Source organism: Acidobacteriota bacterium, from assembly GCA_020845575.1.
Lineage (GTDB): Bacteria > Acidobacteriota > Vicinamibacteria > Vicinamibacterales > Vicinamibacteraceae > Luteitalea.
The window spans coordinates 1-26,486 of sequence record JADLFL010000061.1; the positions used below are offsets into that span (position 1 = coordinate 1).

The following is a 26,486-nucleotide window of genomic DNA, read 5'->3' on the forward strand; positions in this document are numbered from 1 at the left end:
CGATCGGGTCTGCCGGCGAGTCCGTGGCGGCCGGCGTGGTCTTCACGATCCCCGCGCTGATCTTCCTCACGCCGTACGGGCCCGCGTACTTCAACTACTTCCAGATCACGATGCTCGCGTTCGCCGGCGGCATCCTCGGTGTGTTGCTGATGGTGCCGCTGCGGCGCGCGCTCATCGTGAAAGAGCACGGCGTCCTGCCCTATCCGGAAGGCACCGCGTGCGCCGACGTGCTGGTGGCCGGCGAGCGAGGCGGCCAGTTGGCGTCCCTCGTGTTCAAGGGCCTTGGCGTCGGCGCGGCGTTCAAGGCGCTGCCGTGGATCCTGCAACTCGTACGCACCGAGGTCGGCTACACGACGCCCAAGACCAGCGCGTTCCCCAACGCCACGCTGAACGTGGACATCTCGCCCGAGTACATGGGCGTGGGGTACGTGATCGGACCGCGCATCGCGGGCGAGATGGTGGCAGGCGGCGTGCTCTCGTGGATGGTGCTGCTGCCACTACTCACGATCGTCGGCGCCTACATGCCAACACCGTTCCCACCCGCACCAGCCGACGGCCTGCGCATCGTGGACATGGCGCCCGGTCAGGTCTGGAGCCAGTACATCCGCTACATCGGTGCGGGTGCGGTCCTCGCCGCGGGCCTCATCACGCTGGCCCGGACGATCCCGACGATCGTCTCGTCGTTCCGCGACAGCGTGAAGGACCTCCGTGCAGACAACGCGACGCAGGCGCAGCGCCGCACCGAACGCGATCTGCCGGCTGGCGTGGTCCTCGGAGGCACGCTGCTGCTCGCGCTCGCACTCGCCGTCGTGCCGGGCATGCCCACGCAGGGCAACCCGCTCGCCGCCGGCCTCGTGGTGATCTTCGGATTCTTCTTCGTCACCGTCGCGTCACGCATCGTCGGCTTGATCGGGAGCTCGTCGAGTCCCGTGTCAGGTATGACGATCGCCACGCTGATCCTCACGTGCACGATCTTCGTGAGTCTCGGATGGACCGGCGATCTCTATGCGCCGATCGCGCTGACGGTCGGCGCCGTCGTGTGCATCGCCGCCGCCAACGCCGGAGCCACATCGCAGGATCTGAAGACCGGGTTCCTCGTCGGCGCCACGCCGAGATACCAGCAGATCGGCCTCGTGATCGGCGTCGTCGTGTCGGCGCTCATCATCGGCGTCACGACGCTCTACCTGCACAAGGTGATGGTGATCGGATCGAACGCGCTGCCCGCCCCGCAGGCCACGCTGATGTCGACCATCATCCGCGGGCTCCTGAGCCAGAACCTGCCGTGGGGGCTCGTCCTGACCGGCGTGTTCATCGCCGTGACGATGGAGTTGTGCGGCGTGCGGTCGCTGTCGTTCGCCGTCGGCGCGTATCTGCCGATCGCCACCACCGCGCCGATCTTCGCCGGCGGACTCGTGCGATGGCTGGTGGAACGGTCGACCGGCAGACACGACGACTCGGACGTCAGCTCCGGCACGCTCTTCAGTTCCGGCCTCATTGCCGGCGGGTCGATCGCCGGCATCGCATACGCCGTCCTGTACGGATCGCGAGACTACATGCCTTCGTTCCTGCGCGTGGAAGACGCCCAGGAGAGCCTGGGGCGGATTCCGGCGCTGCACGAGGGACTCCCCGGACACCTCATCGGCGCGGCGGTGTTCGTGCTGCTGGGCGTGATTCTGGCGCGTGTCGGCCGGCAGCGTGTCAACTGAGACGCCGGCTCAGGCGTCGATACATCGTATGGTCGTTCCTGCACTGTTCGTCCTCGCCCTGTGCCTCGCGGCCTGGCCCGGAGTCGTCTCGGCGCAGATCCGGGCCGAGACGACAGGTACACGCCGGGTGACGACGCTCGACACGCTCGCCGCGTACCCGGGCTTCTATCACCTGCAACCCGTGCGGGTGCGCGCACGACTCGTGACAGACCAGGTCGGCACGGCCCTGCTGCACGGCGACACGCGCCTGCTCGTCGTCGGCACCGAGGCTGTCGCGCACGGCGCGGGCGACGTGGAGGCGACGGGCGTGTTCCTCGACGTCGGCCGGCTCACGCGCGACGACCCGCGCGTCGCGACGTACGACCTGGCGGCGCTCTCGGAGAAGGTCCTCCGGCGCGAGTGGCCGGCGCAGGGCGAACTGCTCGTCCTGCTGGCCGAGACGGTGACCGACGCCGAACCGCTCGCCGCCCCGTCCGTGCGCGGCCTCGCACTCGACCCGGCACGCTTCACGGGACAGACCATCACCGTGGCCGGCCGATTCCGCGGACGCAACCTGTTCGGTGATCAACCGGCGGGCCCCGGCCGCAGCAAGTTCGACTTCGTGATCCAGTTGGCCGACGCCAGCGTCTGGGTGGTGGGCAGGCGTCCGCGCGGCAAGGGGTTCGACCTGAACATCGACGCGCGCGTGGACACCGGACGATGGCTCGAAGTGCGCGGCGACGTACACACGGCCAAGGGGCTGGTATGGATCGAGGCCATCGACATCCGCATCGCGCAGCCGGTCACCGATCAGCCGCCGGCCGAGACCACCGCCGCCCAGGTCGCACCGCAACCGCCGCCACAGGTGATCTTCTCGACGCCCACCAACGGCGATGCCGACGTGGCCGGCGACGTTCGCGTGCGGCTGCAGTTCTCGCGCGACATGGCGAGCCAGACGTTCAAGGGCACTGTCACGGCAGCGTACGCCCCTGTCGACGGCGCTGACGCGATCGCGATACCCGCGTTCTCGACCAGTTACGACCAGGGGCGCCGCGTGCTGGAACTGAAGTTCTCGACGCCGTTCGAGCGAGCGCGGACGGTGGTGATCCGGCTGCTTCCCGGTATCACCGCGTTCGACGCACAGCCGCTCGCGCCCTACGAACTCCGCTTCACGACGGGCAGCTGACCGGCGCGCCTCGCGTCAGGTCCTCGCCGCGGCGCGCTCGGCTGCGGCCGCCTCGGCGAGGAGTCGCGCCACCTCATCGCGCACGCGATCGGCCAGGGCGTCGCGCTCGGACAACTGGACGCCGTCGGTTTCGATGGGCGCGCCGAAGTGGACGCGGATCGTCGTCGGCCAGATGAGCGGGCTCCCGGGACGCATGGCGCGCGCGGCACCGTGGATGGCTGTCGGCACGATGGGCGCCTGCGCCTTGATCGCGAGGACGAACGCCCCCTTCTTGAACGGCAGCAACGCGCCTGTACGGCTGCGCGTCCCTTCCGGGAACATGAGGAGCGAATTCCCCGACCGTACGCTCGCGACCGCGCGATCGATCGCTTGCGTCGCGCGCTCGCGGTTCTCGCGCTCGATCGGCACGAAGCCCACGGCGTCGAAACCACGGCCGAGGATCGGGATCTTCCGCAACACGGCCTTGTAGACCACCTTGAGGCGCGGCGCGAGGTCGCTCAGGGCGGCGACAATCACGGGCGGCTCGACGTTGCTCGCATGGTTGACCGTGTACAGCGCCGCGCGATGGCGCTGGATGTGCTCGTCGCCCACCACGATGGTCCTCAGGCCGAGGATGACCATCGCGAGCTTGATGCAGTGGTTGCCCAGAGCGAGCAGGTGCGCGTACCGGCCCGTCGCGATGGCGAAGACGAGCCCTGGGCCGCCGAGCAGAATCACGTAAGCGATGACGAACGCGTAGCCGGCGAAGCTGCGGATGGCGGAGACGAGCGTGGACACGGGACCAGGGAAGGGAGTCGCGGAGACGAGAGACGAATCGAGCCCGGTGACCTCTCGGCCGCCGGGCTCCATCGTGGTTTCGTCGGACGCTGGATCGAGTTCAGTTCGCGTTGAGCGCGCGTCGTGCTGACGCGCGCGAGGCAGTCGCCACCTTTGGCGCGGCCACGTGCGCGGCGACGGCCGCAACGGGAGCGACGGAGCGGCGTACGGGCACGCTCTCGTCCTTGGTCTTGAAGCACTGGCACAGCGCTTCGTCCACCATGACCTCCACGCCGGTCATCGTCTGATGCGTCACTTCTGAGATTTCGGAGATGACAAGGAAGCGGGCCCTGTCGAGCATGCGCTTTTCGCGAAAGGAGAGATTCTTCGTCTTGCTGAGGTAACAGAGGCTCTTGAGCACCTCGACCACGTCGTAGATCGAACCCGTTCGCATGCGATCCGAGTTGTCCTTGAAGCGGCCCTTCCAGTTCTGATGACTGTCGATGTTGCCATCGGAGAGCAAGCCGTACAGCCGCTTGATTTCCTCGTCGCAGACCGCGCGGCGCAGGCCCACGCTGTCGACATTGTTGACGGGCACGAGCACCGTCGTCTCGTTTGCCACCATGCGGAGTTGATAGAACTCGCACACGGTTCCCAGAATCGTCTTGGTCTCGATGCGCTCTACGACGCCAAGGCCATGATTCGGGTAGATGACCTTGTCACCGACCTGAACTGTCACGGGCACCCCTCTCTTCGGATGGTTGCAACGGCAGCTTCCAGCGATGTGGTCCGAGAAATCCGCACCAGTATACCGCAGAACGCGCGGCGCGCGCCCGTTGACTCGCCTGATGACTCGCCTGATGACTCGCCTGATACCGGCCAGGCATGGTCCAATGGCGTCCAAATGACGCCTGAGGCCTCACTGGTCCGCCTCGGGCGTGGACATCGAACGATGAGAACTCGCACGGTGCGCGTCATGGTGGCCACCACGGCCGCCGCTGTCCTGGGACTCCTGCTGTTCGGGACAGACGGCCGGGTGCGCGCCGCCGAATCGGGTGTGACACGTCAGCCCTCGCTGGCGCCGTACGTCCCCACACCACAGGACGTGGTCGAGCGCATGCTCAGGCTGGCCCAGGTCGGCCAGAACGACACGGTGGTGGACCTCGGGTCCGGCGATGGCCGGCTCGTCGTCACGGCCGCGAAGCAGTTCGGCGCGCGGGGCATCGGCGTCGATATCGACCCGGCGCGCATCGCCGAGGGTCAGGCCAACGCCGCCAGGGCCGGGGTGGAAGACCGGGTCGAGTTCCGGCAGCAGGACGCGCTCCAGGCCGATCTCTCACAGGCCACCGTCGTCACGCTCTACCTGCTGTCTGCGTCCAACGTGAAGTTGCGCCCGCGCCTCCAGGCAGAATTGAAGCCCGGCTCCCGCATCGTGTCGCACCAGTTCGGCATGGGCGACTGGCAGCCCGACAAGGTGGAGACGTTCACCGACGCCAATGGCACGAGCCGTACGCTCTACCTCTGGACCATCAAGTAGGCCTCGCGCCACGTTCCTTCTTCCTGACCTCCTGTTACACTGTCCCTTCTTGCCCGCTTGGCGAAACGGCAGACGCAGGGGACTCAAAATCCCCCGCCCGCAAGGGCATCTCGGTTCGAGTCCGAGAGCGGGCACCAGCACTCTCATCCATCACTGAACCAGGCGGTCCGCCGCCGGGCCTGTCACAGGGTCTGCTCACGTGTTGCCGCTTCTCCCCGGCGCCCCCGTTCGTGGTGAACGCCTGCGCACACTGGCAGGTCTGGCGCCCTACGCTTGCGCACACGCCGGGAGTTGCTGTCGGGCAGGATGGCCGATCCCCATCGATCCCGCTCCGCTGGCGCTCCTCGAACGCGCCGCCGCCGAGGGCCACCTCACCACGCTCGCCGAGGGGCGATGGGCGGACGGACAGATTCTTGGTCGAACGACACAACACGTCACCGCTGTCGGCCGGTTGCGGGTGGCCGGCACGGTTCATCAGTCCGTGGTCGGCGCGTCACGGTGTGTGTTCCATGCGCCAGACGATGCGACAGGTGGCTGCAGGCTCGAACGGTCGCTCGGCCCGGCGGCCATGCCGTTCAGTTGTCGTCAGTTCCCGCGACTGCTCCTCCACGACGCGACAGGCTGGAGTCTCTCATTTTCTGCCTGGTGCCCTACCGCTGCGCGCCTCATCGTCACCGGCGCTTCAGGGTTCTCGACGGTCGGGATGGTTGAGGCAGACCCACGGGTGCACATCGAAGGACTCGACGCGACCGCCGCGTGGCCGCCCCTGTTGAGACCGGGTGTGCTGGCCGGCCACGACGAATACACGCACTGGGAACGCACAGTACTCGTTGAATACGTTGATACCGTTCACAGCATTGGAGTGTCAGCAAGTTGTGCGCTTGCTGGCGCGCTCGCCTGGACGGATGTCGTGCGCCGATGGTCGGCCGGTGACGGTACGTTGTTACATACCCTCAGCCGACCGCCCGTTCGGAGAACCGACAGATGGTTGTCTCTGTGGCATACGACAGATTTTTCTTTGTCCGAGCGCCTGCTGGGCCCGCTTACTTCGCGCATCTCTCCGGACAGCCGCCCCGGCGCCTGGCCTGAAGACCTGACGGAGCCGGTGCTCGATGACACGCCGCTCCACCGTTCAGAGGCCGAGTGCGCACTGGCGCGGTACGTCGGGACAAGGCTGATGGGGTCGTGGGTGGCGTACCAAGGGACTGGACTCAGGTCAGTGCTGGCATCCCTGGTATCAGCCCATGGATTGGCGATTCTTGCGCTGAGCCGCCTCGCGCCCCGTGGTACGCCCGTCTCACGCGGTCATCTCACCAACTCGATACGTGCAGCCGACTGGCTGCTCCTGCATCTCCTGGACCGCCAGCCGTGGGCCGATTGGTGCAGCAGCTGGGAAGCCGCGCCGGACGCGGGTGGCCTGGTGGCGATCGTCGCTGGTGGTCATGCCCTACTCGACGGGCTGACCTGGACCTGAGGGGCGCGGCGTGGCACGCCCCGGCGTCGGACGGGAGCCGGCCGGGCGCGGGCCGGCGCCGGCCGCCGGCCCGCTCAACTGCCGAACCTCCGTTTCCGCATCGCTGAGCGCGGCACGCACGGCATCCAGATCCGCCTGCACCGCCGCGCCACTCGCCTGGGCCTTCTCCACCGCCTGGCGCGCCTCGGCCGCCACCCGCGCGGCGTCAGTTGCTGCACGTTCGGCGGCAACGGCCACGTCTTCGGCTGCTGCCGTTCCCTGACGAAGCGCTTCGAGTCGGTCGGCCACGGCCGCTTCGCGCTCGCGCAACGCGGCCGCACGCGACTCGGCCTCGGCCAGCCGCGGATCCGGCGGCGTGCCGGCGTCAGCCGTCGGAGGTGTCGCTCGTCGCGCGACGACTTCGAATCGCCGAACAGGTGCGTCTGGCTCCGGCGTGGGCGGCAACACGAGCCCGGCGAACGCCGCGAGTCCCGGTAGCGCCACGTCGTCGATGAAATGCCCGTGCGGCAGCCGGGCGTCGGATCCGTGTGCCGCCAGCGCCTCGAACGACGTCCGGACCTGTCCGCGCAGTGTGTCGGCCGCGGGCATCTCGTTGCGTGCCAGTGCCACCGCGCGATCCGTCGCCGCGCGGATCGCCTCGTCGCGCCTGTCGATCACCTCCGGCAACGCCGTCTCGACGTTGCCGAGCAGGCGCGCCTGCTGCGCGGCGCGTGCGGCGCTGCCGGCGTCGAGCACCGCCTCGTAGACGTCGCGCGCACGCCAGTACACCCGGTTCACGAGATGCGCGACACGCGACGGCTTGCCCGATGAGGCCAACCGCGCGGCCACGTCCTTGTGACCCGTCCGTTTCAGTTGCGAGACGAGCGAGGCCCGCCTGGCGACGAAGTCGCGCAGCGGGCCCTGGTACAGCGAGGCGAGCAGTGCCGTGCTGTCGACCAGTGACGCGTCCTCGGGCGGTGCGTCCGCCATCAGCAGAGCGCCAGCCCTTCGGATCGCAGCCACGCGCGCGCGTGCGCGTGGTCGGGACAAACGGCAGCTACCTCCGCCCAGAACCGCGGGGAATGATTGGGTTGGCGCAGGTGCATCAACTCGTGCAGCAGCACGTAGTCGCACACGGCCGCCGGCATCTGCAGCAGGCGCCAGTTGAGGGCGATGCGCCCGTCGCGCGAGCACGATCCCCAGCGCGATCGCTGGTTCCTGACGGTGACGCGTGACACGTCGAGCCGATGCGACGCCGCAAGCGCGAGCAGTCGCGGCGGCAACTCCTCGTGCGCACGTGTCCGCATCAACAATTCGATCACCGGACGATAGTCGTCGCGCGGCGACGTCCTGACTTCGAGATCGCCGCACCGCACTGTGACCTGCACACCGACACCGCGATCGACCTCGATCGGATGGGGCACGCCACGCCACAGGACCGTCGTGCCCGCGGGCCAGCGCCTGTCGCGGCGACGCGCCTCGAGTTCCTCACGTCGGTCCGCAATCCAGCGCGTGCGCGTGCGCACGAACGCCTCGGCCTCCCGGCGGGATCCGTGCCGCGGAATCGTGACGCGCACCGACGCGTCGGGCAGCACGCGCAGGATGTACCGGCGCGCGCGGCCGTTGCGGACGAACACGGGCGCGCCCGCCACGGGCACCGCCACAGGCGGCACCGCGATGACCATCTCTCCGCAGTCGCGCCACGGCAGCGACAGTTGCGCGGGAGTCTTCGCGCGCGAAAGCGGCACCTTCGAGTGAGGCATGGAGAGACTCATGAATCGAGTCGGGCACCGCACGACGGCCGAAGGCCCATGACCAGCGGTCGGTGACCGATGGTCGGCGGTCGCCGACAGACGACCGTCCTCCCGTGAGCGCTCCCGAGCATCACGGCGTTGTGTATCATCGCCGCGTGTTCGCGATCAATGCCATCCACACGCTGGCGTTCGCCGGCGTCGTGCTGTTTGCCGGCTACGCCATCCGGCGACGCCTGCCGTGGCTCGATCGGCTCAACATCCCCGCGCCCGTCGTGGGGGGGCTGCTCGTCGCGATCGTGATGACGATCGGACACGTTCGCGGGAGCGAACCGTTCGCGTTCGACACCACGCTGCGCGACCCGTTGATGATCGCGTTCTTCACGAGCGTCGGCTTCGGCGCGAGCGTGGGACTGCTGCGTCGCGGGGGCCCGCTCGTCCTGCTCTTCCTCGCCGCGTCATCGGCATTCACGATCCTCCAGAACGTCCTTGGTGTGATCGTGGCGCAGTTGCTCGGCCAGCCGCCGCTCTTCGGCGTCCTCGCGGGTTCGGTGACGCTGGCCGGCGGTCCCGCGACGGGCCTTGCGTTCGCGCCGCTGTTTGAACGGGCAGGCGTGGCCGGCGCCGAGACCATCGCCGTCGCTGCCGCCATGGCCGGGATCGTCACCGGTGGCCTGATCGGCGGACCCGTCGGCACGTGGCTCATCGAGCGGCGCGTGCGCCCGGCGCTGGCCGCGGCAGGCACGGTCGCGCCGACCGACCACCTCGCGCAGCACGTGGTCGAAGCGGTACTGCCCGGCGACGACCGGACGCCGCGCGGCGAAGACCGCGAAGCGTACGCGTTGATGAAGGCGACCGCGTTGATCCTGTTCGCGATGTGGGTCGGCTCGGGCATCAGCGACTGGATTTCCGCCCAGGGCGTGGTGCTCCCGCGCTACATCGGCGCGATGCTCGCGGCCATCGTGCTGCGCAACGTCGACGAACTCACCGGATGGTTCGGCGTGTCGCAGGCCATCATCGACGACATCGGCACCGTGGCGCTCGCGTTCTTCATCTCGATTGCCCTGATGACGCTGCGTCTGTGGCAACTGGCCGGACTTGCGCTCCCGCTCGCCGCGCTGCTCATCGTGCAGGTCCTCTTCGTTGCCGTCCTGGCGCCGCCGATCATCTTCCGGCTTATGGGGCGCGACCACGACGCGGCGGTGATGTCGAGCGGCTTCATCGGTTTCATGCTCGGCACGACCGCCAACGCCATGGCCAACATGGAGGCACTCACCGAGCGATACGGACCCGCCCCACGCGCCTTCCTCGTGGTGCCGATGGTCGGCGCGTTCTTCATCGACGTCGTGAACAACGTCGTCATCACGGCGTTCCTGAACGTGTATCGGTGATGGACGCGGCCTTCAACCCTGTCACTGTTCCTTGTCTCCTTGTCTCCTGCAGTAGGCCGTACGCCCTGAGCCGTGAGCCTCGCTGAGCCGCCGATGACCGATCCCGACGTTCCGCCGCAGTCGTCTCCACGCACGCCGACGCCCGAGGAAATCAGCGCGCGCCTCGAAGCGCTGCTGAAACGGACGCACTCGCTTCGTGCGGAGCGCGCCACGGGCGCCACCGGCGCCGCGGACATGACGTGGCCGCCGCCCGATCGCGAACTCGATCGCTACCACGTCGTCGACGCGCAGGACGGGACGCCCGCGGTGGCAACCGACACGCCTGCGACGACAGCACGCCCCGGGAACCGCGAGACCTCCCCGTCCGCCGATACCGTGTCGAGCGAGAGTCCCGAGGCGACACCGCGCGAGCCTCCCGACGCACGGCCAGGCTTCGCAAAGCCCGATTGGGCCGAACTGCGCCTGCGTGGGTACACGGACGAGCGGTCGACACGCGCGTCATGGCCGTGGGTCGTCGCCGCGATCCTCGCGGGACTGGCGATCGCCGAGGGCGTCTACATCTGGCGCCTGCACACCCGGCGTGACGTACCGGCGGAAGGCCGTCTGCGCATCGACACTCCCGTCGGTGCCGAGGTCCGCGTCAACGGCGACGTCATCGGATCGGTGCCTGTCGATCAGGCGCTCGCGTCTGGCGCCTACAGCATCGAGGTCCGCCAGCACGGCACGTCCGCGCGCGCAGACGACGTGATAGTGGGGCTGGGACGCACGGTGCTCGTGCTGACGCCGACGTCCAGCATCCCCGCGACACTCGCGCCGGTCGATGACGCCGCAGCGGATGCATCCGCGCCGATGACGCCACCACAACTGCCACCCGACGTCGCCGTCACGGCCACGTCGGGTGTCGTCTTGATCGAATCGACGCCACCCGGCATGCCGGTCACGATGGAAGGGCGCCCGCGCGGCGTCACGCCCGTCGCGATTGGTGACCTCCGCCCTGGCCGCCACGACGTGATGATCGGCCGCCTGTTCAAGCAGGTGGACGTCCGGGCCAGCGAAGTCACGACCCTGCGGGTTCCCTGAACAGGTATCGACGGACGGGGCGCGGCGCTTCCTCCGGTGGAGTCTGATTGGGGTACTCGCGGCAACCGTGCTCGCGTACGGCACGGCGGTCGCGTGGATGATGTTCAACGAGGTCGCGCTGGTCTTCGTCCCGAAGCAGACCGCTCACCCGATTGCCGCCGACGCCGCACGGCGCATCGAACACATCTCGCGAGCGCTGCCTGGCGGTGGTGAAGGCCTGCTCTGGGTGCTGCGACAGCCGGACCGCGCCGACGCACCATGGGTGATCTTTCTCCACGGCAATGCCGCCACCGTCAGCGCGCCAACCAACGTCGAGCGCTACCTGCAGTTGCTGGATCTCGGACTCCAGGTCGTTGCCCCCGAGTATCCGGGGTTCGGTGGACTCGCCGGCACCCCGTCGGAGGCAGCCCTCGGCGTTGCCGCGCGCGACGCGTGGGGATGGCTGCGCGAGACCGGCGTCCCTGCCTCGTCGATTGCCATCTACGGGTGGTCGCTCGGGTCGGGCGTGGCCACCAATCTCGCCGCGGACGTCGATGAACGCGCCGTCGTCCTCGAGGGGGCGTTCTCGGGCGTCGACGATCGCGCCAGCGAGTTGTATCCGTGGCTGCCCATCAGGTGGATGGTCCGCAACGGCTTCGCCTCACGCGACCGCATAGGGGCAATTGGCAGTCCGCTACTCCTGCTCCACGCCACCGACGACACGGTCATCCCCTTCGCGCACGGCCAGCGTCTGCTCGAACGGGCCCGGCCGCCGCGCCGGCTCGTGGCACTGACAGGCGGGCACATCCATCTCAATCGCGACGACTCGGCCCGCTACATCGCCGCACTGCGCGAGTTCTTCAGCGACGTGTTCCCCTGACGAACGAGTTGAAACCCGTTCGCTCCATCGCTGGCATTCCCGGCATTCCCGGTATTTCGGCGGCCCGGCGGTCGTCAGGCGTCGAAGAACGCGCGGGCGTGCCAGGTGCTGGAGGCCGGGGCCTCCCATGTGCCGTTCCTCACGCTCGCCACCGACTGCACGGTGTTGTCGAACACGATGCTGGCCGGCGTGACGCTGCCGCTCGCTGCCGCTTCGGCGAACGCGTCGCGCGAGACGCGGCGGACCGCATCCTCCACGCGATAGAACACTGACGCGTGGTCGACGAGCTCCACGCCCAGCTCCTGTCCGAGCCCCTTCATCGTCCTGACGAGGCTGTCGACGGAACATCCGGAGACGCCTGCCGCTTCCTGATCCACGCCCACGAGCAGGAACTGGTCGTAGCGGAGCTCGCAGGCACAGTCGAGCGGGACGCGGTGCGCGTGCCACTCGTCGAGGAACGCATCGACCGCCGTCAGGAGGGCGTCCCGCTCATGAATCGCGAGCGGGCGCGAGGCGGCAAACACCCAGAGGCGCGCCGAGTCCGGTAGTGAGGGGAAGGGCTGTCTGGGCATTGGAATCGAACCGGTTCCAGTCTACCGGTTGCACGCCCGGCCAGAAATGTGCGATGCTGACGCGCCGCATTTCAGCGGAGTCCCCGCATCGATCCCACCAACTTTCTCGTTTCGTACCCACTAGAGTCGCCCGAGGTGTTGCGCACGCAGGCGTGCGTGGTGCTCCGGTCTCATGCCAGACGGAGGCCTGGCCAGCCCGTGAGGACGTCGTGAGCGTTCGTTTATTCATCGGAAACCTGCCCTACAGTGCTACTGAAGCCGATCTGCGTGCCCTGTTCTCGGACATCGCGGAACCGCAACAGGTGGTGCTGCCGACAGACCGCGAAACCGGTCGTCCACGCGGATTCGCCTTCGTGGACTTCGCCGAGCGTGAGCACGCCGAGCAGGTCATCAATCGTCACAACGGCCAGCCCTACAGCGGTCGCCCGCTGGCGGTGAGCGAGGCCCGCGCACGCGACGAACGGCCTTCAGGGCCGCGTCCGGGCGGATATGGCGGCGCGCCGCGGCCAGGTGGCTACGGGGGCGGCTCCTCAGGACCGGGAGGCGGCTTCGGTGGTCCACGGCCTGGCGGACCACCTCGACCGTTCATGCCACGCGATCCTGGCGGTCCGCCGCCGGCTGGGGGCCCCGAGTCTCGCCGCGCACGTGGTCCAGCCAAGGGGCCGGCGCGCAAGCAGTCCTACGACAAGCCTCGCGGTCCCATCAAGCAGCGGCCCGTCAGCCGTCTCTACGATGACGATGACGAGGATCTGGTGGAACCGACGGTGGAATTCGACGATCCGGCCAGCCGAAGCGCCACCGAGGTCGACACCGACACCGACTTCGGGGACGACCAAGAGTGAGTCCTCGCCCCGAACGCAGTCCCCGGACCGGCCACGGCCGGTCCGGTCCACGCCGCCCCGCCGCACGCCCGCAGGTCAGCAACGCCCGTCGTGCCGAGCTGCTCGCCCGGTTCGAGACACTCACTCCGTCGATCGACCCGCGCCGCTTCACCGACCTCATCTCGGTGCCCGAGCTCCTCATGGGTGTCGAGGATCGCCGGTTCGAGCACACCACGCCCATCCAGAGCGCCGTGTTCGACACCGTTGCGGCGGGTCACGACCTGGTGGCCTGCGCGGAGACGGGTACCGGCAAGACCGCCGCGTTCCTGCTGCCGCTGATGCAGCGCCTCCTGCTCGCCAACGCGGAGCGGGAAGGCTCTGCGCGCATCCTCGTGCTCGCCCCGACGCGCGAACTCGCCGTGCAGATCGAAGACGATGTGCAGGGGTTCGGGTATCACACGTCGATGCGGTGCGCGGCCGTGTTCGGCGGCGTCGGCATGGACGGTCAGGAACAGGCCCTCAAGGCCGGCGTCGACATCGTCGTGGCCACGCCGGGACGGCTGATGGATCACCTGCGCGCCGGCATTGCCACGTTCAGCGGACTCGACGTGCTCGTCCTCGACGAGGCGGACAGGATGCTCGACATGGGCTTCTGGCCGGACGTGAAGTTCATCGCGTCGCAGCTGCCTGCCGGACGCCCGCGCCAGACGCTCCTCTTCTCCGCGACGATGCCCGAGGAAGTGATGGGCTTCGCGCTGGAGATCATGCAGTCGCCGCGGCTGGTGCAACTCGGCGTGCGCAACGCGCCCGCCGCGACGATCACGCACAAGGCGGAACTGCTCGGCCGGCACGAGAAGACGGCGTGGCTCTCGCGCTTCCTGCGTCGCGCACCGGGGCCGACCCTCGTATTTTCAGCCACCAAGCGTGGCGCCGACCGACTTGCACGCGATCTCCAGTCGCAGGGCATCCGCGCGGCCGCCCTTCACGCGGATCGCACGCAGGCGGACCGGTTGCGCGCTGTCGAGGGATTCAAGTCGGGCACGCATCGCGTGCTGGTGGCCACCGACATCGCCGCGCGCGGGCTCGACATCGACGCGATCGAAACTGTCGTCAACGTCGAAGTGCCGTTCAACCGCGAGACGTACGTCCATCGCGTCGGCCGCGCGGGCCGCGCCGGTTCGACGGGCACCGCCATCACGCTGGTGTCTCCCGACGAACGTCAGGACATGGAAGAGATCGCTGATGCGTTCGGGCTCGTGCTGTTCGAGGACGCCCACGCGGAACTCGTAGCCGCCGGCGAAGCCATCGACACCGACGAAGAGGCGGCTGGCGAGGATACGGGCGCGGACAACTCGCCCACCAGTGGCGGCGACGCTGCCGCGGATACCCGCAAGCGCCGCCGTCGTCGTCGTCGCCGCCCCACGGACGCCACCACCGAACCGAGCGACCCCACCGCATCGTAGGGGTCGTGTCCGCCCCTGGGGTCGGGCCCGGACGGCCGACCCTACCTACCGCCGCAGTGGGTAGGACCGCCCCTTGTTCGCCGCTCGTGGCAGGGCCGCTCTGCGCGCCCGGCCATACGCTCCTGCAACCCGTTCGTCAGCGCATGTCAGCGCGATCGCCTGCGCGGCGGGAATGTTGCGCGCAGCCAGAAGAGGGCGCGGCCAAGGGCCCAGGCGACCAGCATCACCGCCACGACACCTAGCACCACGAGCAGCATCAGCCGACCCACGGCCATCTCCGGAGACGCATCCGGTGATCGTACTCTCGCCGTCACATCGCCAGCGTGGAGACTCAGGTCCCGTGGGATGGAGGCCAGGAGTTTCAGCCCCCGGCAAACGGGTGCGGAGTAGAATGACGGGATTGCCGGGCGGCGCGATTCGCCCCTGGGCATCAGCAGCGAGGCGCGCACCGCACGTGGAGTATCTGATTCGACACTACGGACTCGAGCAGGGTGCCCTCGAAATCGAGTACATCGAGGAGTACTTCGGCGAGTTCCCGCGCCGCAAGACGGTGGCCGAGATCACCGGCCGGCTCGCCGACCGTGAGCATCTCATCGTCATGGCCGTCGCGGCCCTGTCGCACGATCCCGGTTCGCTCGTACCCGTGGCGTACAAGGTGTGCCACGAACTGTTCGCCAACGAGTCGGATCCGCGGCTGGCAGACCTCGCCGCGCAGATCGAAGACGTGGTGGACTTCAACGGACGCCGCGTGCTCTACAGCTGGATCGGCGGCACCCGCATCGACTGGCGCGGACAGGGCCAGTTCCGCGCGCTCACCGAGGAACAGGAAGCGTGGGCGGTGAGCACGGGCTTCGATGAAGTGGTGGTCAAGACGAAGAACCGCCACTACGAGATGCGCAGCACGCTCGCCAATCTCCACTTCAATGTCGTCAAGTACGTCGCCAACCCGATCGAGGTGCTGGAGTCGAAGGTGTTCCTGAGCAAGCCGCTCGGGCCGCACGTCCTCGACCTGCACCGCAGTGCCCGCACCCGTCTCGAAGGCGGGGCGCGCTGAGTCCGGCCAGGACACCGCATCCCATGAGTCACGCGCGCCTGCATCGCACCATCGGCGTCAAGGTCGGCCACGTCCAGGTCGGAGGCGGGGCTCCCGTCGTCGTGCAGTCGATGACGAGCACCGACACGGCCGACGTCGGGAAGACGACCGATCAGATCGTGGCGCTCGCCGCCGCCGGCTCGGAGATCGTGCGCGTGACGGTCAACGTGCCCGAAGCCGCGCAGGCGGTCCCGGAGATCAAGCAGCGACTCCTCGACCGCGGCTGCGACGTGCCCGTTGTCGGCGACTTCCACTACCACGGCCACATCCTCCTGACACGCTACCCCGCGTGCGCGGCAGCGCTCGACAAGTACCGCATCAACCCGGGGAACGTGGGCACCGGCGCGCGGCGCGACGAACAGTTCGCCATGATCTGCGCCGTCGCGCGCGAGCACGACAAGCCGGTGCGCATCGGCGTCAACGGCGGGTCCCTGAACCAGGAACTCGTGATGCGCCGGATGCAGGAGAACACCGACCAGGGGCTCGGGCGGTCGTCGGACGACATCATCAACGACTGCATGGTCGAATCGGCGGTGACGTCGACGGATCTGGCACTCGATGCCGGCCTGCGCGAGGACCAGGTCATCATCTCGTGCAAGGTCTCGCGTCCGCTGCATCTGGTGGACGTCTACAGGAAGCTGGCAAAGGCCACGCGCCAACCGCTGCACCTCGGACTTACCGAAGCCGGGATGGGCATCAAGGGCCTGGTGTGGTCCTCGTCGGCCATGGGCCTGCTGCTGCACGAAGGGATCGGCGATACCATTCGCGTCTCGCTCACGCCACGTCCCGGCGGCGATCGCTGCGAAGAGGTCTACGCCGCGTGCGAACTGCTGCAGGCGCTGGGACTGCGCGCGTTCAGCCCCAGCGTGACGGCGTGTCCGGGATGCGGACGCACGACGAGCAGCACGTTCCAGGAACTCGCCGAGCGCATCCAGGGCTACATCCGCGACAGGATGCCTGACTGGAAACGCGAATACGACGGCGTCGAGACCATGACGCTCGCGGTGATGGGATGCGTCGTGAACGGCCCCGGAGAATCGAAGGCCGCCAACATCGGCATTTCCCTGCCCGGCACCGGCGAGGCGCCCAACTGCCCCGTGTTCATCGACGGCCGCCACGCGATGACGCTGCGCGGCACGTACGAAGAGCTGGCGGAGCAATTCCAGCGGCTGGTCGAGGACTACGTGGCCTCGCACTACCCGCGGCTGGCTGGCGTCGTATCCTGAGCGGGATCGCCCGCTGCCGTCACGGCAGCGCGACGGCAAGACTGTTGGTGCCGGCCGCCCAGGGCGTCGACGGCGTGCTCGTGTACGACGCGCGCTCCACGACGAGCGGTTCGGCCCCGTTGGCGCCTTCCACGAGCACGCTGAAGCGTGTGTCCCGCGCTTCGGGGAACGTTCCCGCCACATCGATCGTGTAGCGGCTGTTGGCCGAGACGACGTCCTGCACCGTGCGCACGGCACCCGATTCCGACAGCAGCGTGACGCTGACCGTCGCCGGCGCGTCGCCGGTGTTGGCCACGAGCACGTACGTGACCGCCTTGCCGGGCCCGCCCGACTCGCCGTCGGCCACCAGCCAGCGCGAGGCGGTCGCTGTCACGCCGCTGCTGTTGTGCGCCTCGATCCACGGACCGTCGGGCGCCGCCCGCCACCACATCGCCCGCTCCACGACGACCGGCGTGGGCGTCGTGCTCTCGATGACGATCGACACCTCGGCCGCCGCCAGTTCCGGGGCTTCCTTGTCCACCCAGATCGTGAGCCGGCTGTGCGGCGCCGCCACGTACGTCTTGACCAGCGGTGTCTCGCCGCCGCGCAGGTAGCTCACGCGCAGCGTGGCGGGCTCGGCGTTCGGATTGGCGACCAGGACGAACTCGTCGAACGTGCCGCCCGTGGCACCCTCGGCCAGGAACCACCGCAGCGCAGGCGCGTCGACGGCGGCACTGTTGTGTCCCGCGCTGAACAGTTCGCTGCCGTTGTTGCGGTACATCGACCGCTCGACGACGATGGGCACGTCGTTGAGGGACGTGATCGTCGCCGACATCTCCGCCGACGCCAGGCGCGGGTCGTCCTTGTTCACCCAGATGTTGGCTCGCGAGAGCGGGGCCAGCGGATACATCTTCTCGATGCGTTCGCCCGTCGCGAGCAGGTACTGCACCCTGACGTCGGCCTGCGTCGTCGTCGGGTTCTGCAGCAGATAGAAGGTGTTGAAGTTGCTGGTGGTCGCACCCTCGGCCAGGAACCACAAGGTGCGCGGCGCTGCGACACCCGTGTCGCTGTGCGATCCGTACGCCATGCCTCCGCCGGCCCACTGCATCGTGCGCTCGACCCCCAGCACCTTCGGCGACGCGAACACGGTTGCGAACGCGTCGCTCGCGAGCGTTGGCATGTTGCTGCCGTCGATCGTCACACGCGACATCGCCGGGACCGTCACCTGCATCGGCGTCGCCGTCCCCATCGTGTCGGTGAAGGTCACCGTGACGGGCAGGTTCTCCGCGTGCGGATTGGCGAGCGCGAAGCGCGTCTCGAAGAAGCCACCGGTCGCGCCTTCGGCGAAGTACCGCGCGAAGGGCGCGTCCGGGTCCTCGAACGTGTATGCGCGCGCGGCGGTACTCGACAGGCCGTCCGCGCTCACGACGACGTCCACTTCGCCAGCCGCGTGAGCCGGCACGACCACCTCCATCATGCCGGCCGTACGCGACACGACCGTGGCCGCGGTGCCACCGAACGAGACTGTCGCACTGGCGAGTCCGCTCCCGACGATCGTGATGGTGTTGCCACCGGTCATCGGGCCGCGCGGGGGCAGGACGTGCGTGATCGCCGGCCCGCCCTCGACATACGTGTACGCGGACGCACGGGTCGCCGACTGCGAGTCGGGGTTGGTGAGCATGAGACCGACAACGCCCGCCCGGCGTGCCGGTGTGCGAACGACGACGTGCGTGGCGCTGGCCGAGACCACCGGCGCCGTGAGGCCGTCCATCGACACGCTCACGCCGGACTGGAAGTTGGTGCCCGTGATGGTGATGTCGGTGTTGCCGGCCACCGGCCCCTGACTCGGGGCGATCGACGTGATGACCGGTGCGGCAGCCTGGTACGTGAACGCCTGCGCGAGCTGGACGCCCTGGCCGTCGCTGTTGACCACGCTCAGTGCCACGACACCCGGCACGTGGGCCGGCGTGCGCGCAACGATGCGCGTGCTCGTCAGACTCTGCACGGTGGCTGCCTGAGTGCCGAACCGCACGGTCGCCCCGCTCCTGAAATCGGAGCCGTCGATCGTCACCGTCGTGCCGCCGGCAGCCGGGCCGACGGCCGGCGACAGCGTGGTGATGCGCGGCTGAGCCGGGGGCCCGGGCGTGCCGACCAGATCGACCCGGACCTCGTTGGAATATCCACTGTACGCGCCGGCGGTGTCGTACGCGCGAATGGCGAAGAAGTACGTGCCGTCCGGCAGCGAGAGCTCGTGCGTCTGCGCGGAGGACGGCAGAGTCACCGTGCTGGTGTATACGCCTGAACTCGGACCGTAGACGAGCGCGTAGCCGGCCAGCGTCGGCTCGGTATTGGGATCCCACGCCAGGCGGACAGTTCCCGCGACAGCAGGTCCGACATGTGCCAGGCATGCGACGATCACCGCCAGGATTGCGACTCGAATCTGGCGGACGCGGCCAGGACACATCATGTCCTGGACAAGGGCAACGGCCGTGCCTCATCGCCGTGGCGCGCGGACGCGGGTAGAATCGCCGGGAAAACGGGCGCAAATGGCGATGCTTCGGTTCAGAGCCTCACCCGGCGCTCTTACAGTTTCGTCAGGACGGTTACAGGTGTCGATCGGTACGCCGCCGGGAACTCTCCGGGCCCTGTCGACGTACGGCACTGGATAGGAGTGATGCCATGAGACTGTCGCGCGGCCCCGTCACGGGCGCCCTGCTGCTGCCGCTCGGTCTGCTGTCTGGCGGCTGCGACATGATGATCGCGGGGCCTCGTGCTCAGGTCTCCGACCAGTGGGACAAGACCTACGAGGTGGCCGCCGACGCCACACTCGAGATCCGGAACACGAACGGCCGCATCGACGTTCGCACGCACGCCGCCCCCACCATCACGGTGAAGGCCCAGCGTACCGCCAGGGCCGTCAGCGAACAGGGCGCACGGGAACTGCTCGCCAGGACCTCTCTCGAGGCAAGCGCGTCGACCACACGCGTCACGCTCGTCACGCCCAGGAACTCCGGACTCGCCATGGGCCAGCACATCACGATCGACTACGACGTGCTCGTACCGGCGACCGTGGCCGTCACGCTGACCAACGTCAACGGTCGAGTCGATGTCGACGGCGTCGCGGGACCGGCGGAACTCGAGACCGTCAACGGTCGCATCATCGCTCGGGGAATCGCCACGCTCCGCAAGGCCGAGACCGTCAACGGCAGTGTCGATCTGGATCTCGCCGCCCTGCCCTCGCAGGGTGCCCGGGTCGAGACCGTCAACGGCAGCGTGGGCGTGGCGATGCCGTCGACGACCGCCGCAGACGTATCGGTGCGTACGGTGAACGGCGGCATCTCCGTCGACGGATTCGGCCAGGTACAGGACCGCGAGCGGCGCCGGCGTCACTACGAGGGCCGCATCAACGGCGGTGGTCCCACGCTGCGGATCGAGACGGTCAACGGCGGGGTGTCCGTCAACGCCCGTCGAACGGCGGACGGGGACGCCGCGACAGAGAACCCGTAGCCGGGTCGGTGGCCGCGATGAGCACACGCGCCACCGCGTCGTAGCGCGCCACGCCCTCACTCACTCGGTTGGCGCGCAGGAATCGATCGTAGGACTGCCACGCGAAGGCGTGTACCCACGGCCGCTGCTCGCTGAGCCGACGGCCAATCGCCTCCAGATCCGCGCGCGGACCATCGCCCACCGTCGTCAGCACCGTCGCCTGTCGCTCGCGCGGCAAGCCGGCGAGCACGTGCGGAAGCACGGCGAGCGCCGCGCTGTAGCGCAGCGGCGCCTCACCCGTCTGACACGCCAGCCACGCCACCACGCTGGCGTCGGATTCATCGGCGAAACCCGCGAGGTGCGCGTACTCGTGCGCCGCGAGTGCCGGCAGTTCCATCGGCAGCACACGTGAGTTGAGCAGCACCTCGAGCCCGAACGGGTTGGTCATGCCATCGACGCCCGCCGCGCGAAAGTACCCATCGAGCAGCGTCCGACGCGGCCGAGGGAGCCAGGGCTGGCGCGTCACGCCAAGCACCGGCAGCACGGCAGCCAGACGCGGTGCCAGCGTGCGGGCGAGGGTTGCGCGATCGGGCCAGCCGATGCGATGCGCCTCGGCGTGCAGGGCGTTGGCCTGCTGGACGATGGCGCGCGCGAACGACTCGCCGCGCTCTGGAGACACAGCGGCTGCCGACACGTCGAGGCGCGCTTCGAGCGTCGGCACCTGGTAGTGCCATCCCCAACTGGCCAGGAACCACAACCAGCCGGCAGCTGCGAGCGACAGCACGGTGACGACTGCCGCCGCGAGACTCGTCGGGCCGCGCCGCGCGAACAGGCGCCAGGCCATCCAGGCCATCCCGGCGACGATCAGGACGTCGAGCGCGGCAATCGGAAGCCACGACGTCCCCCACGAGACGGCAGGCTGCACGACGACGTACGCGGCTCGCCAGAGCCGCAGCAGCGGCACGGGAAGCGGCACGACGGCCGTGAGCGTCGCGACGGCGATCAGGACCGCGGCGGCGCGTCCGCGGGGTCCTGGCCGGTGATGAGGCGAATGCCCCGCTGCTGCGTGAGGTAGGCCCATGCCCACTGGATGAGGACCGCGATCCTGTTGCGGAAGCCGGTCAGCTTGAGAACGTGGATGAAGAGCCACAGCCACCACGCGAACGCTCCGGCGAACCGCCAGCGCCCACCGAAGTCCGCGATCGCCGAATGCCTGCCGATCGTGGCGAGGTTGCCGAGATCGTGATAGCGGAACGGCCGCGGCGGCTGGTTGCCGAAGTGCCTGAGGATGTTCTCGACCGCATGCGCGCCTTCCTGCATGGCCACCTGCGCCACGCCCGGGAGCGGACGGCCGTCCTGTTCGACGTGCGCGAGGTCGCCCACGACGTACACGTCGGGACAGCCGGGCACCGTCAGATCGGGTTCGACCATGACGCGGCCCACGCGGTCGACGGGGGCGCCGAGCATCCGTCCAAGAGGCGATGCGGCCACACCAGCGGCCCACAGCACCGTCGCCGCGTCGATGCGCTCACCACCGGCAAGGTCCACACCCGACGCGTCGATGCCGACCACCGGCGTCTCGGTGCGGACCTTCACGCCGAGACGGTCGAGCGAGGCCAGCGCCTTTGCGCGCAGGTCCTCCGGAAACGCCCCGAGGATGTGCGGCCCGGCTTCGATGAGCAGCACGCGCGCCGCGCTCGGATCGATATTGCGGAAGTCGTGCGCGAGCGAGTGGTTCGCGAGTTCGGCAAGCGCACCGGCCAGTTCGACGCCCGTGGGGCCGCCACCGACGATCACGAACGTCAGGCGACTCGCGCGTTCGGCAGGGTCCGTCGTGCGCTCGGCCTCCTCGAAGGCCAGCAACAGACGGCGTCTGATGAGGCCGGCATCCTCGAGCGTCTTGAGGCCAGGTGCGTGCGACTGCCAGTCGTCATGGCCGAAATACGCGTGCGTCGCGCCCGTGGCGATGATCAACGCGTCGTACGTGATCCGGCCGATGTCGAGGTACAGCACGCGCGCCGCGGCATCGACGCGGTGCGCCTCGCCGAGCAACACCTGCACGTGATCCTGCCAGCGGAGGATCCAGCGGATCGGCGACGCGATGTCGCCGGGCGACAGACCCGCCGTGGCGACCTGATACAGCAACGGCTGGAAGACGTGATGGTTGCGCCTGTCGACGAGGACGACGTCCACGTCGCTCCAGCGGAATGCGCGCGCGGCCTGGAGCCCGCCGAACCCGCCACCGACGATCACCACGCGTCGTCGTCCTGGCGTCGTCCGGACAGCGACGTGCGCGTCAGCGTGCGCCGCGTCGCTCATCGCGATGGCTCCTGCATCGACGTCGCACCGGGGCCCAGCAGCGGCCGCCCCCCACGCTTGCCCGTGAGCGCGCCGTCGCGCACCGTTGTCACGCCGTTCACCACCACCGCCGTCACTCCATCAGGGTACCGTCGCGGCTGGTCGAATGTTGCGCGATCGACGATGGTCGCCGGATCGAACACGACGATGTCCGCGAAGGCACCCGGCGCCACGGTGCCGCGATCGCGGATGCCCATCTGCGCGGCCGCGCCGCTCGTCATCCGTCGCACCATCTCGGGCAGCGGGACCAGTCCCTCGTCGCGCACGTAGCGACCGAGCACCCGCGGAAACGAGCCGAACCCGCGCGGATGCGGCCGGCCGACGGCGAGCGGACCCGAGTCCGGCTGCGCCCCGGAGTCACTGCCGATGCTCACCCATGGCTGCTTCAGCGCCGTCCGCACATCGTCTTCGTCCATGAGCGCGTAGAGGGCCGCGACGCGCCCCTCGTTCGCGATGAGTAGATCGAAGAAGACGTCCCACTCCGGCTGGCCGCGTCGGCGCGCGATCTCGGCAAGCGAGAGGCCGACGACCGACGTGTCTCCTCCCTCTCTCACGGCGGCAATGGTGACGCCGTCGAAGCCCGCTGCCCGCAGGAAGTTCTCCCAGCCGTCGTGGCCGCGCTCGATCTCGCGCCGGACCCGCGCGCGCATCGCCGGATTGGCGAGGCGCGCCAGCATCGCCTTTTCGCCGCCGTCATGGACCCAGTCGGGCAGACACGCGTCGAGGCTCGTTCCCGCCACGGGATACGGGTACGCCGTTGCCGACACGTCTATGCCGCGCGCTCGCGACCGCTCGATCCGCGCCACGACCGCCGGCATCGTCTTCCACTTCGTCTTGGTGGCGATCTTCAGGTGGAAGACAACGACGGGGATCGACGCACGTTCGCCGATGGCGATGGCCTCGTCGAGCGCCGTGTCGAGCCTGTCGCCTTCGCCACGGATGTGCGACACGTAGCGACCGCCGTGCGAGGCGGCGGTCCTGGCGAGCGTCACGATCTCGTCAGTCGATGCGTAGGAGCCAGGCGGATAGATGAGCGCGCTCGACAACCCGAACGCGCCCTCGCGCATCGCGCGCTCCAGCCGCTGTTGCATCTCGGCCATCTCGTCTGGCGTCGCCGGACGGTCCGCCATGCCGACGACGTCGGCGCGCAGCTGGTTCAGCGGCGCCAGCGTGCCCACGTTGATGGTGATGCCGCGCGACGCGAGTCGATCGAGGAAGCCATCGACGCCGGTCCAGTCGACGGTGAGACCGAGGCGCGTGAGGAAGTCGTGGTCCGCCGACTCAGCGTCCCACAACGCCGGTGTACTGCCCTCGCCGATGATCTCCGACGTGATGCCCTGCAGGATGTGGCTGGCCCCTGCTCCATCCTCGAGCAGCAGGCGCCCCGACTGGCCCTGCGTGTCGATGAACCCGGGCGCCACGGTGAGGCCCGTCGCGTCGATGGTCTCGTGAGCGCCGCGGCTCGCGAGGTCGCCCACGGCCACGATCCTGTCGCCCTTGACCCCGACGTCTGCCCGCACGGCCGGAGCGCCGGTGCCATCGAGCAGCGTGCCTCCGCGCACGACGAGGTCGAACGCGGGCGGTGGCGGCGTGCCGCCGCACGCACCGAGCAGCAGCGCGACAACAGCCACAGCACGAAGACGGGACACGTGGCAGCCGGGAAACGGGAGCGATCCGGGGCACAGGCAAACGCGCATCGTGTGCCAGAATACCGGGAATGTCAGGCGAATCTCGACGACGAAACGCGACGACGGTCGAGACGGCGTGCCCGCTCGACTGCCCTGACTCGTGCAGCCTGTCTGTCAGCGTCGAGCACGGACGCGTCGTCGGGGTCGATGCCGGACCGGCCAGTGCCACGACCAACGGCTTCATCTGCGGCAAGGTGCGCCGATTCACCGACCACCTGTACGGCGACCATCGACTCCTCTACCCCGAGATTCGTGATGGTGCCAAAGGCTTCGGAACCTACCGCCGGGCGACGTGGGAAGAGGCCATGGCGCTCATCGCGCAGCGCATGCAGGCGGCGCGCGACGAGTTCGGCGGTGAGTCGATCCTGCCCTACTCGTACGGTGGTTCGAACGGACTGATCACGCACCAGACGAACGATGCCGAGTTGTGGCGGGCGCTCGGCGCGTCACGCCTCGCCCGCACCGTGTGCGCCGCGCCGACGACGACGGCGGCGCAGGCGATGTACGGCAGGATGCCCGGCGTGGCCTATGAGGACTACGCACACGCGAAGCTCGTCGTGATGTGGGGCGCCAATCCGTCGGCGTCGGGCATCCACCTGGTGCCCTTCATCAAGGCGGCGCGCGCCAACGGCGCCACGCTGGTGGTGATCGATCCGCGACAGACGCCATTGGCACGGCTGGCGGATCTGCACCTGCCCATCAGGCCGGGGACCGATCTCGTCCTCGCGCTCGGTCTCGCGCGCGAACTCTTCGCCCGCAACGCCGTCGACGACGCGTTCCTCGCGGCGCACGCGACCGGCGTGGAGGCGTTCCGCGCGCGCACGGAGCCATGGACGCTCGATCGCGTGGCCGCGATCACCGGCATCCCCGAGCGTGCCGTCGCACGCCTCGTCGACCTCTACACGACGATCAGGCCGTCTCTGGTCCGCTGTGGGTGGGGGCTGGAGCGCAACCGCAACGGCACCGAAGCCGTGCTCGCGATTCTGGCGCTGCCGGCGCTGGTCAACGCGTTCGGCGTGCAGGGCGGCGGCTACACGCTGAGCAACAGCGGCGCGTGGGGCATCGACGCGGAGCGATGGCGCCGCGTTCCGGAAACGCCGACGCGCATCATCAACATGAACAGACTCGGCGAAGCACTCGATGCGGCGACCACGCCGCCCGTCAAGGTGCTGTTCGTCTACAACAGCAACGCGCTCGCGACGTCGCCGGACCAGAACCGCATCCTCAAGGGCCTGCAGCGCGAAGACCTCTTCACCGTCGTGTTCGATCAGGTGCGTACGGACACGTCGCGCTATGCCGACGTCATCCTGCCGGCCACGACCTTCCTCGAGCACTACGACATCGCGCGCGGCTACGGCAACTACGCCATGCAACTCGTGAAGCCCGTGATCGAGCCCGTCGGCGACGCTCGTCCCAATGTCGTCGTGTTCAGCGAACTGGCCGCACGACTCGGCGTGGGCGACGAGGAAGAAGAAACCGACGCGCTGCTGCGCGTGAGCGCAGGCCTACCTGAAGCGATCGCGACGGCCGTGATGGAGCAGCGTGCCGCCGTGCCGCCGTGCGGCCCGCGTCCGGTGCAGATGGTCGACGCGTTCCCGTTGACGCCGGACGCGAAGATTCACCTGTATCCGGAGGCACTGGCCACCGACGGGCCACTCTACAGCTACGAGGCCGATCCGGCCTCGCCGGCATATCCGCTCGCGCTGATCTCGCCCGCGAGCGGGAAGACGGTGAGCTCGACGTTCGGCCAGTTGCGCCGCAACGTCGCGCGGCTGCTGATCCACAGCGCCGACGCCGAACCGCGCGGCATCACTGATGGCGACTCCGTCCGCGTCTTCAACGCGCTCGGTGACGTCCATTGCATCGCGCACGTCAGCGATCGCATCGCCAGGGGTGTGGTGAGCCTGCCGAAGGGCCTGTGGCGGCAGAGCACGCTGAACGGCGAGACGGCCACCGCGCTGGCGCCGGCAACCGTCGAACGCCACTCGGGCGGTGCCTGCTTCAACGACGCCCGCGTCGAAGTGGCGCGCATCGTGGGCGCCGCCTTCGGCGACGCCGACCTCAGCGTGTACGTCCCCGCGCGGCCGACCGAAGTGCACTGA

General features: G+C 68.9%; 22 protein-coding genes and 1 tRNA gene. 14 read left to right on the plus strand and 9 right to left on the minus strand.

The genetic code is table 11. The features are described 5' to 3' along the window. The coding region (locus IT182_16960; protein ID MCC6165039.1) for an oligopeptide transporter, OPT family at positions 1-1,706 on the plus strand (1,706 nt) is incomplete at its 5' end. Between the two features lie 28 nt (positions 1,707-1,734). Next, positions 1,735-2,871, plus strand: a complete 1,137-nt coding sequence (locus tag IT182_16965; GenBank protein MCC6165040.1) for an Ig-like domain-containing protein — start codon at positions 1,735-1,737, stop codon at positions 2,869-2,871. Positions 2,872-2,886: 15 nt separating this feature from the next. Here the strand turns inward: IT182_16965 and IT182_16970 are convergent, their stop codons facing one another. Continuing rightward, the gene (locus IT182_16970; GenBank protein MCC6165041.1) at positions 2,887-3,648 is read right to left on the minus strand and encodes a 1-acyl-sn-glycerol-3-phosphate acyltransferase; all 762 of its coding nucleotides are present in this window, start codon (positions 3,646-3,648) and stop codon (positions 2,887-2,889) included. Between the two features lie 100 nt (positions 3,649-3,748). Continuing rightward, positions 3,749-4,366: a CarD family transcriptional regulator gene (locus tag IT182_16975; protein ID MCC6165042.1), complete on the minus strand. Its 618-nt coding sequence runs from the start codon at positions 4,364-4,366 to the stop codon at positions 3,749-3,751. A 213-nt stretch (positions 4,367-4,579) separates the two neighbouring features. On the opposite strand from IT182_16975, the gene IT182_16980 reads away from it, so the two are divergent. The 3 genes from IT182_16980 (at position 4,580) to IT182_16990 (ending at position 6,638) form a co-directional block, all read left to right on the plus strand. Then, positions 4,580-5,164 (plus strand): methyltransferase domain-containing protein, encoded by a 585-nt coding sequence (locus tag IT182_16980; GenBank protein ID MCC6165043.1) that lies wholly within the window; start codon positions 4,580-4,582, stop codon positions 5,162-5,164. 51 nt (positions 5,165-5,215) lie between these two features. Beyond that, positions 5,216-5,301: transfer RNA gene (locus tag IT182_16985), tRNA-Leu, on the plus strand. Positions 5,302-5,363: 62 nt separating this feature from the next. Beyond that, entirely contained in the window at positions 5,364-6,638 is a 1,275-nt protein-coding gene (locus IT182_16990) for a hypothetical protein (GenBank protein ID MCC6165044.1), read from the plus strand. Here IT182_16990 and IT182_16995 read toward each other — a convergent pair. Continuing rightward, positions 6,612-7,607, minus strand: coding sequence for a hypothetical protein (locus IT182_16995; protein MCC6165045.1), 996 nt, complete (start codon positions 7,605-7,607; stop codon positions 6,612-6,614). The genes IT182_16990 and IT182_16995 overlap by 27 nt on opposite strands. Further along, positions 7,607-8,380, minus strand: coding sequence for a M48 family metallopeptidase (locus IT182_17000; protein MCC6165046.1), 774 nt, complete (start codon positions 8,378-8,380; stop codon positions 7,607-7,609). The genes IT182_16995 and IT182_17000 overlap by 1 nt, the downstream gene beginning before the upstream one ends. A 146-nt stretch (positions 8,381-8,526) precedes the next feature. On the opposite strand from IT182_17000, the gene gltS reads away from it, so the two are divergent. From gltS to IT182_17015, 3 genes are all read left to right on the plus strand, one after another. Then, on the plus strand, positions 8,527-9,759 hold the full coding sequence (gene gltS / locus IT182_17005) for a sodium/glutamate symporter (GenBank protein ID MCC6165047.1): 1,233 nt from the start codon (positions 8,527-8,529) through the stop codon (positions 9,757-9,759). Positions 9,760-9,831: 72 nt separating this feature from the next. Continuing rightward, positions 9,832-10,839: a PEGA domain-containing protein gene (locus IT182_17010; GenBank protein MCC6165048.1), complete on the plus strand. Its 1,008-nt coding sequence runs from the start codon at positions 9,832-9,834 to the stop codon at positions 10,837-10,839. Positions 10,840-10,906: 67 nt separating this feature from the next. Further along, entirely contained in the window at positions 10,907-11,698 is a 792-nt protein-coding gene (locus IT182_17015; GenBank protein ID MCC6165049.1) for a hypothetical protein, read from the plus strand. Between the two features lie 74 nt (positions 11,699-11,772). Here IT182_17015 and IT182_17020 read toward each other — a convergent pair whose 3' ends face one another. Beyond that, the gene (locus tag IT182_17020; GenBank protein ID MCC6165050.1) at positions 11,773-12,270 is read right to left on the minus strand and encodes a hypothetical protein; all 498 of its coding nucleotides are present in this window, start codon (positions 12,268-12,270) and stop codon (positions 11,773-11,775) included. A 53-nt stretch (positions 12,271-12,323) separates the two neighbouring features. Here IT182_17020 and IT182_17025 point away from each other — a divergent pair, with 53 nt between their 5' ends. The 4 genes from IT182_17025 (at position 12,324) to ispG (ending at position 16,873) form a co-directional block, all read left to right on the plus strand. Next, positions 12,324-13,112 (plus strand): RNA-binding protein, encoded by a 789-nt coding sequence (locus IT182_17025; GenBank protein ID MCC6165051.1) that lies wholly within the window; start codon positions 12,324-12,326, stop codon positions 13,110-13,112. Further along, complete coding sequence (locus tag IT182_17030; protein MCC6165052.1) at positions 13,109-14,554, plus strand: DEAD/DEAH box helicase; 1,446 nt, start codon at positions 13,109-13,111, stop codon at positions 14,552-14,554. Before IT182_17025 ends, IT182_17030 begins: the two co-directional genes overlap by 4 nt. Before the next feature lie 454 nt (positions 14,555-15,008). Beyond that, positions 15,009-15,608, plus strand: a complete 600-nt coding sequence (locus IT182_17035) for a hypothetical protein (protein ID MCC6165053.1) — start codon at positions 15,009-15,011, stop codon at positions 15,606-15,608. 23 nt (positions 15,609-15,631) lie between these two features. Next, entirely contained in the window at positions 15,632-16,873 is a 1,242-nt protein-coding gene (gene ispG, locus IT182_17040) for a flavodoxin-dependent (E)-4-hydroxy-3-methylbut-2-enyl-diphosphate synthase (GenBank protein ID MCC6165054.1), read from the plus strand. A 19-nt stretch (positions 16,874-16,892) separates the two neighbouring features. On the opposite strand, the gene IT182_17045 is transcribed toward ispG, so the two are convergent. Continuing rightward, on the minus strand, positions 16,893-19,133 hold the full coding sequence (locus tag IT182_17045) for an IPT/TIG domain-containing protein (GenBank protein MCC6165055.1): 2,241 nt from the start codon (positions 19,131-19,133) through the stop codon (positions 16,893-16,895). Positions 19,134-19,531: 398 nt separating this feature from the next. Between IT182_17045 and IT182_17050 the strand changes: the two genes are divergently transcribed. Then, positions 19,532-20,359: a DUF4097 family beta strand repeat protein gene (locus IT182_17050; protein MCC6165056.1), complete on the plus strand. Its 828-nt coding sequence runs from the start codon at positions 19,532-19,534 to the stop codon at positions 20,357-20,359. On the opposite strand, the gene IT182_17055 is transcribed toward IT182_17050, so the two are convergent. The 3 genes from IT182_17055 to IT182_17065 are packed head-to-tail and all read right to left on the minus strand — an operon-like array spanning position 20,310 to position 24,345. Beyond that, positions 20,310-21,314 (minus strand): DUF3810 family protein, encoded by a 1,005-nt coding sequence (locus IT182_17055; GenBank protein ID MCC6165057.1) that lies wholly within the window; start codon positions 21,312-21,314, stop codon positions 20,310-20,312. The two genes, IT182_17050 and IT182_17055, sit on opposite strands and share 50 nt — an antisense overlap. Before the next feature lie 26 nt (positions 21,315-21,340). Further along, on the minus strand, positions 21,341-22,657 hold the full coding sequence (locus tag IT182_17060) for an NAD(P)/FAD-dependent oxidoreductase (GenBank protein MCC6165058.1): 1,317 nt from the start codon (positions 22,655-22,657) through the stop codon (positions 21,341-21,343). Continuing rightward, the gene (locus IT182_17065) at positions 22,654-24,345 is read right to left on the minus strand and encodes a D-aminoacylase (GenBank protein ID MCC6165059.1); all 1,692 of its coding nucleotides are present in this window, start codon (positions 24,343-24,345) and stop codon (positions 22,654-22,656) included. Before IT182_17065 ends, IT182_17060 begins: the two co-directional genes overlap by 4 nt. 68 nt (positions 24,346-24,413) lie before the next feature. Here IT182_17065 and IT182_17070 point away from each other — a divergent pair, with 68 nt between their 5' ends. Beyond that, positions 24,414-26,486, plus strand: a complete 2,073-nt coding sequence (locus tag IT182_17070) for a molybdopterin-dependent oxidoreductase (GenBank protein ID MCC6165060.1) — start codon at positions 24,414-24,416, stop codon at positions 26,484-26,486.

Coding starts and splice junctions, on each gene's coding strand:
- IT182_16965 (MCC6165040.1), top strand. CDS start 1,735: ATGGTCGTTCCTGCACTGTTCGTCCTCGCCCTGTGCCTCGCGGCCTGG.
- IT182_16980 (MCC6165043.1), top strand. CDS start 4,580: ATGAGAACTCGCACGGTGCGCGTCATGGTGGCCACCACGGCCGCCGCT.
- IT182_16995 (MCC6165045.1), bottom strand. CDS start 7,607: ATGGCGGACGCACCGCCCGAGGACGCGTCACTGGTCGACAGCACGGCA.
- IT182_17000 (MCC6165046.1), bottom strand. CDS start 8,380: ATGCCTCACTCGAAGGTGCCGCTTTCGCGCGCGAAGACTCCCGCGCAA.
- IT182_17020 (MCC6165050.1), bottom strand. CDS start 12,270: ATGCCCAGACAGCCCTTCCCCTCACTACCGGACTCGGCGCGCCTCTGG.
- IT182_17025 (MCC6165051.1), top strand. CDS start 12,324: ATGCTGACGCGCCGCATTTCAGCGGAGTCCCCGCATCGATCCCACCAA.
- ispG (MCC6165054.1), top strand. CDS start 15,632: ATGAGTCACGCGCGCCTGCATCGCACCATCGGCGTCAAGGTCGGCCAC.
- IT182_17050 (MCC6165056.1), top strand. CDS start 19,532: ATGAGACTGTCGCGCGGCCCCGTCACGGGCGCCCTGCTGCTGCCGCTC.
- IT182_17060 (MCC6165058.1), bottom strand. CDS start 22,657: ATGAGCGACGCGGCGCACGCTGACGCGCACGTCGCTGTCCGGACGACG.
- IT182_17070 (MCC6165060.1), top strand. CDS start 24,414: ATGTCAGGCGAATCTCGACGACGAAACGCGACGACGGTCGAGACGGCG.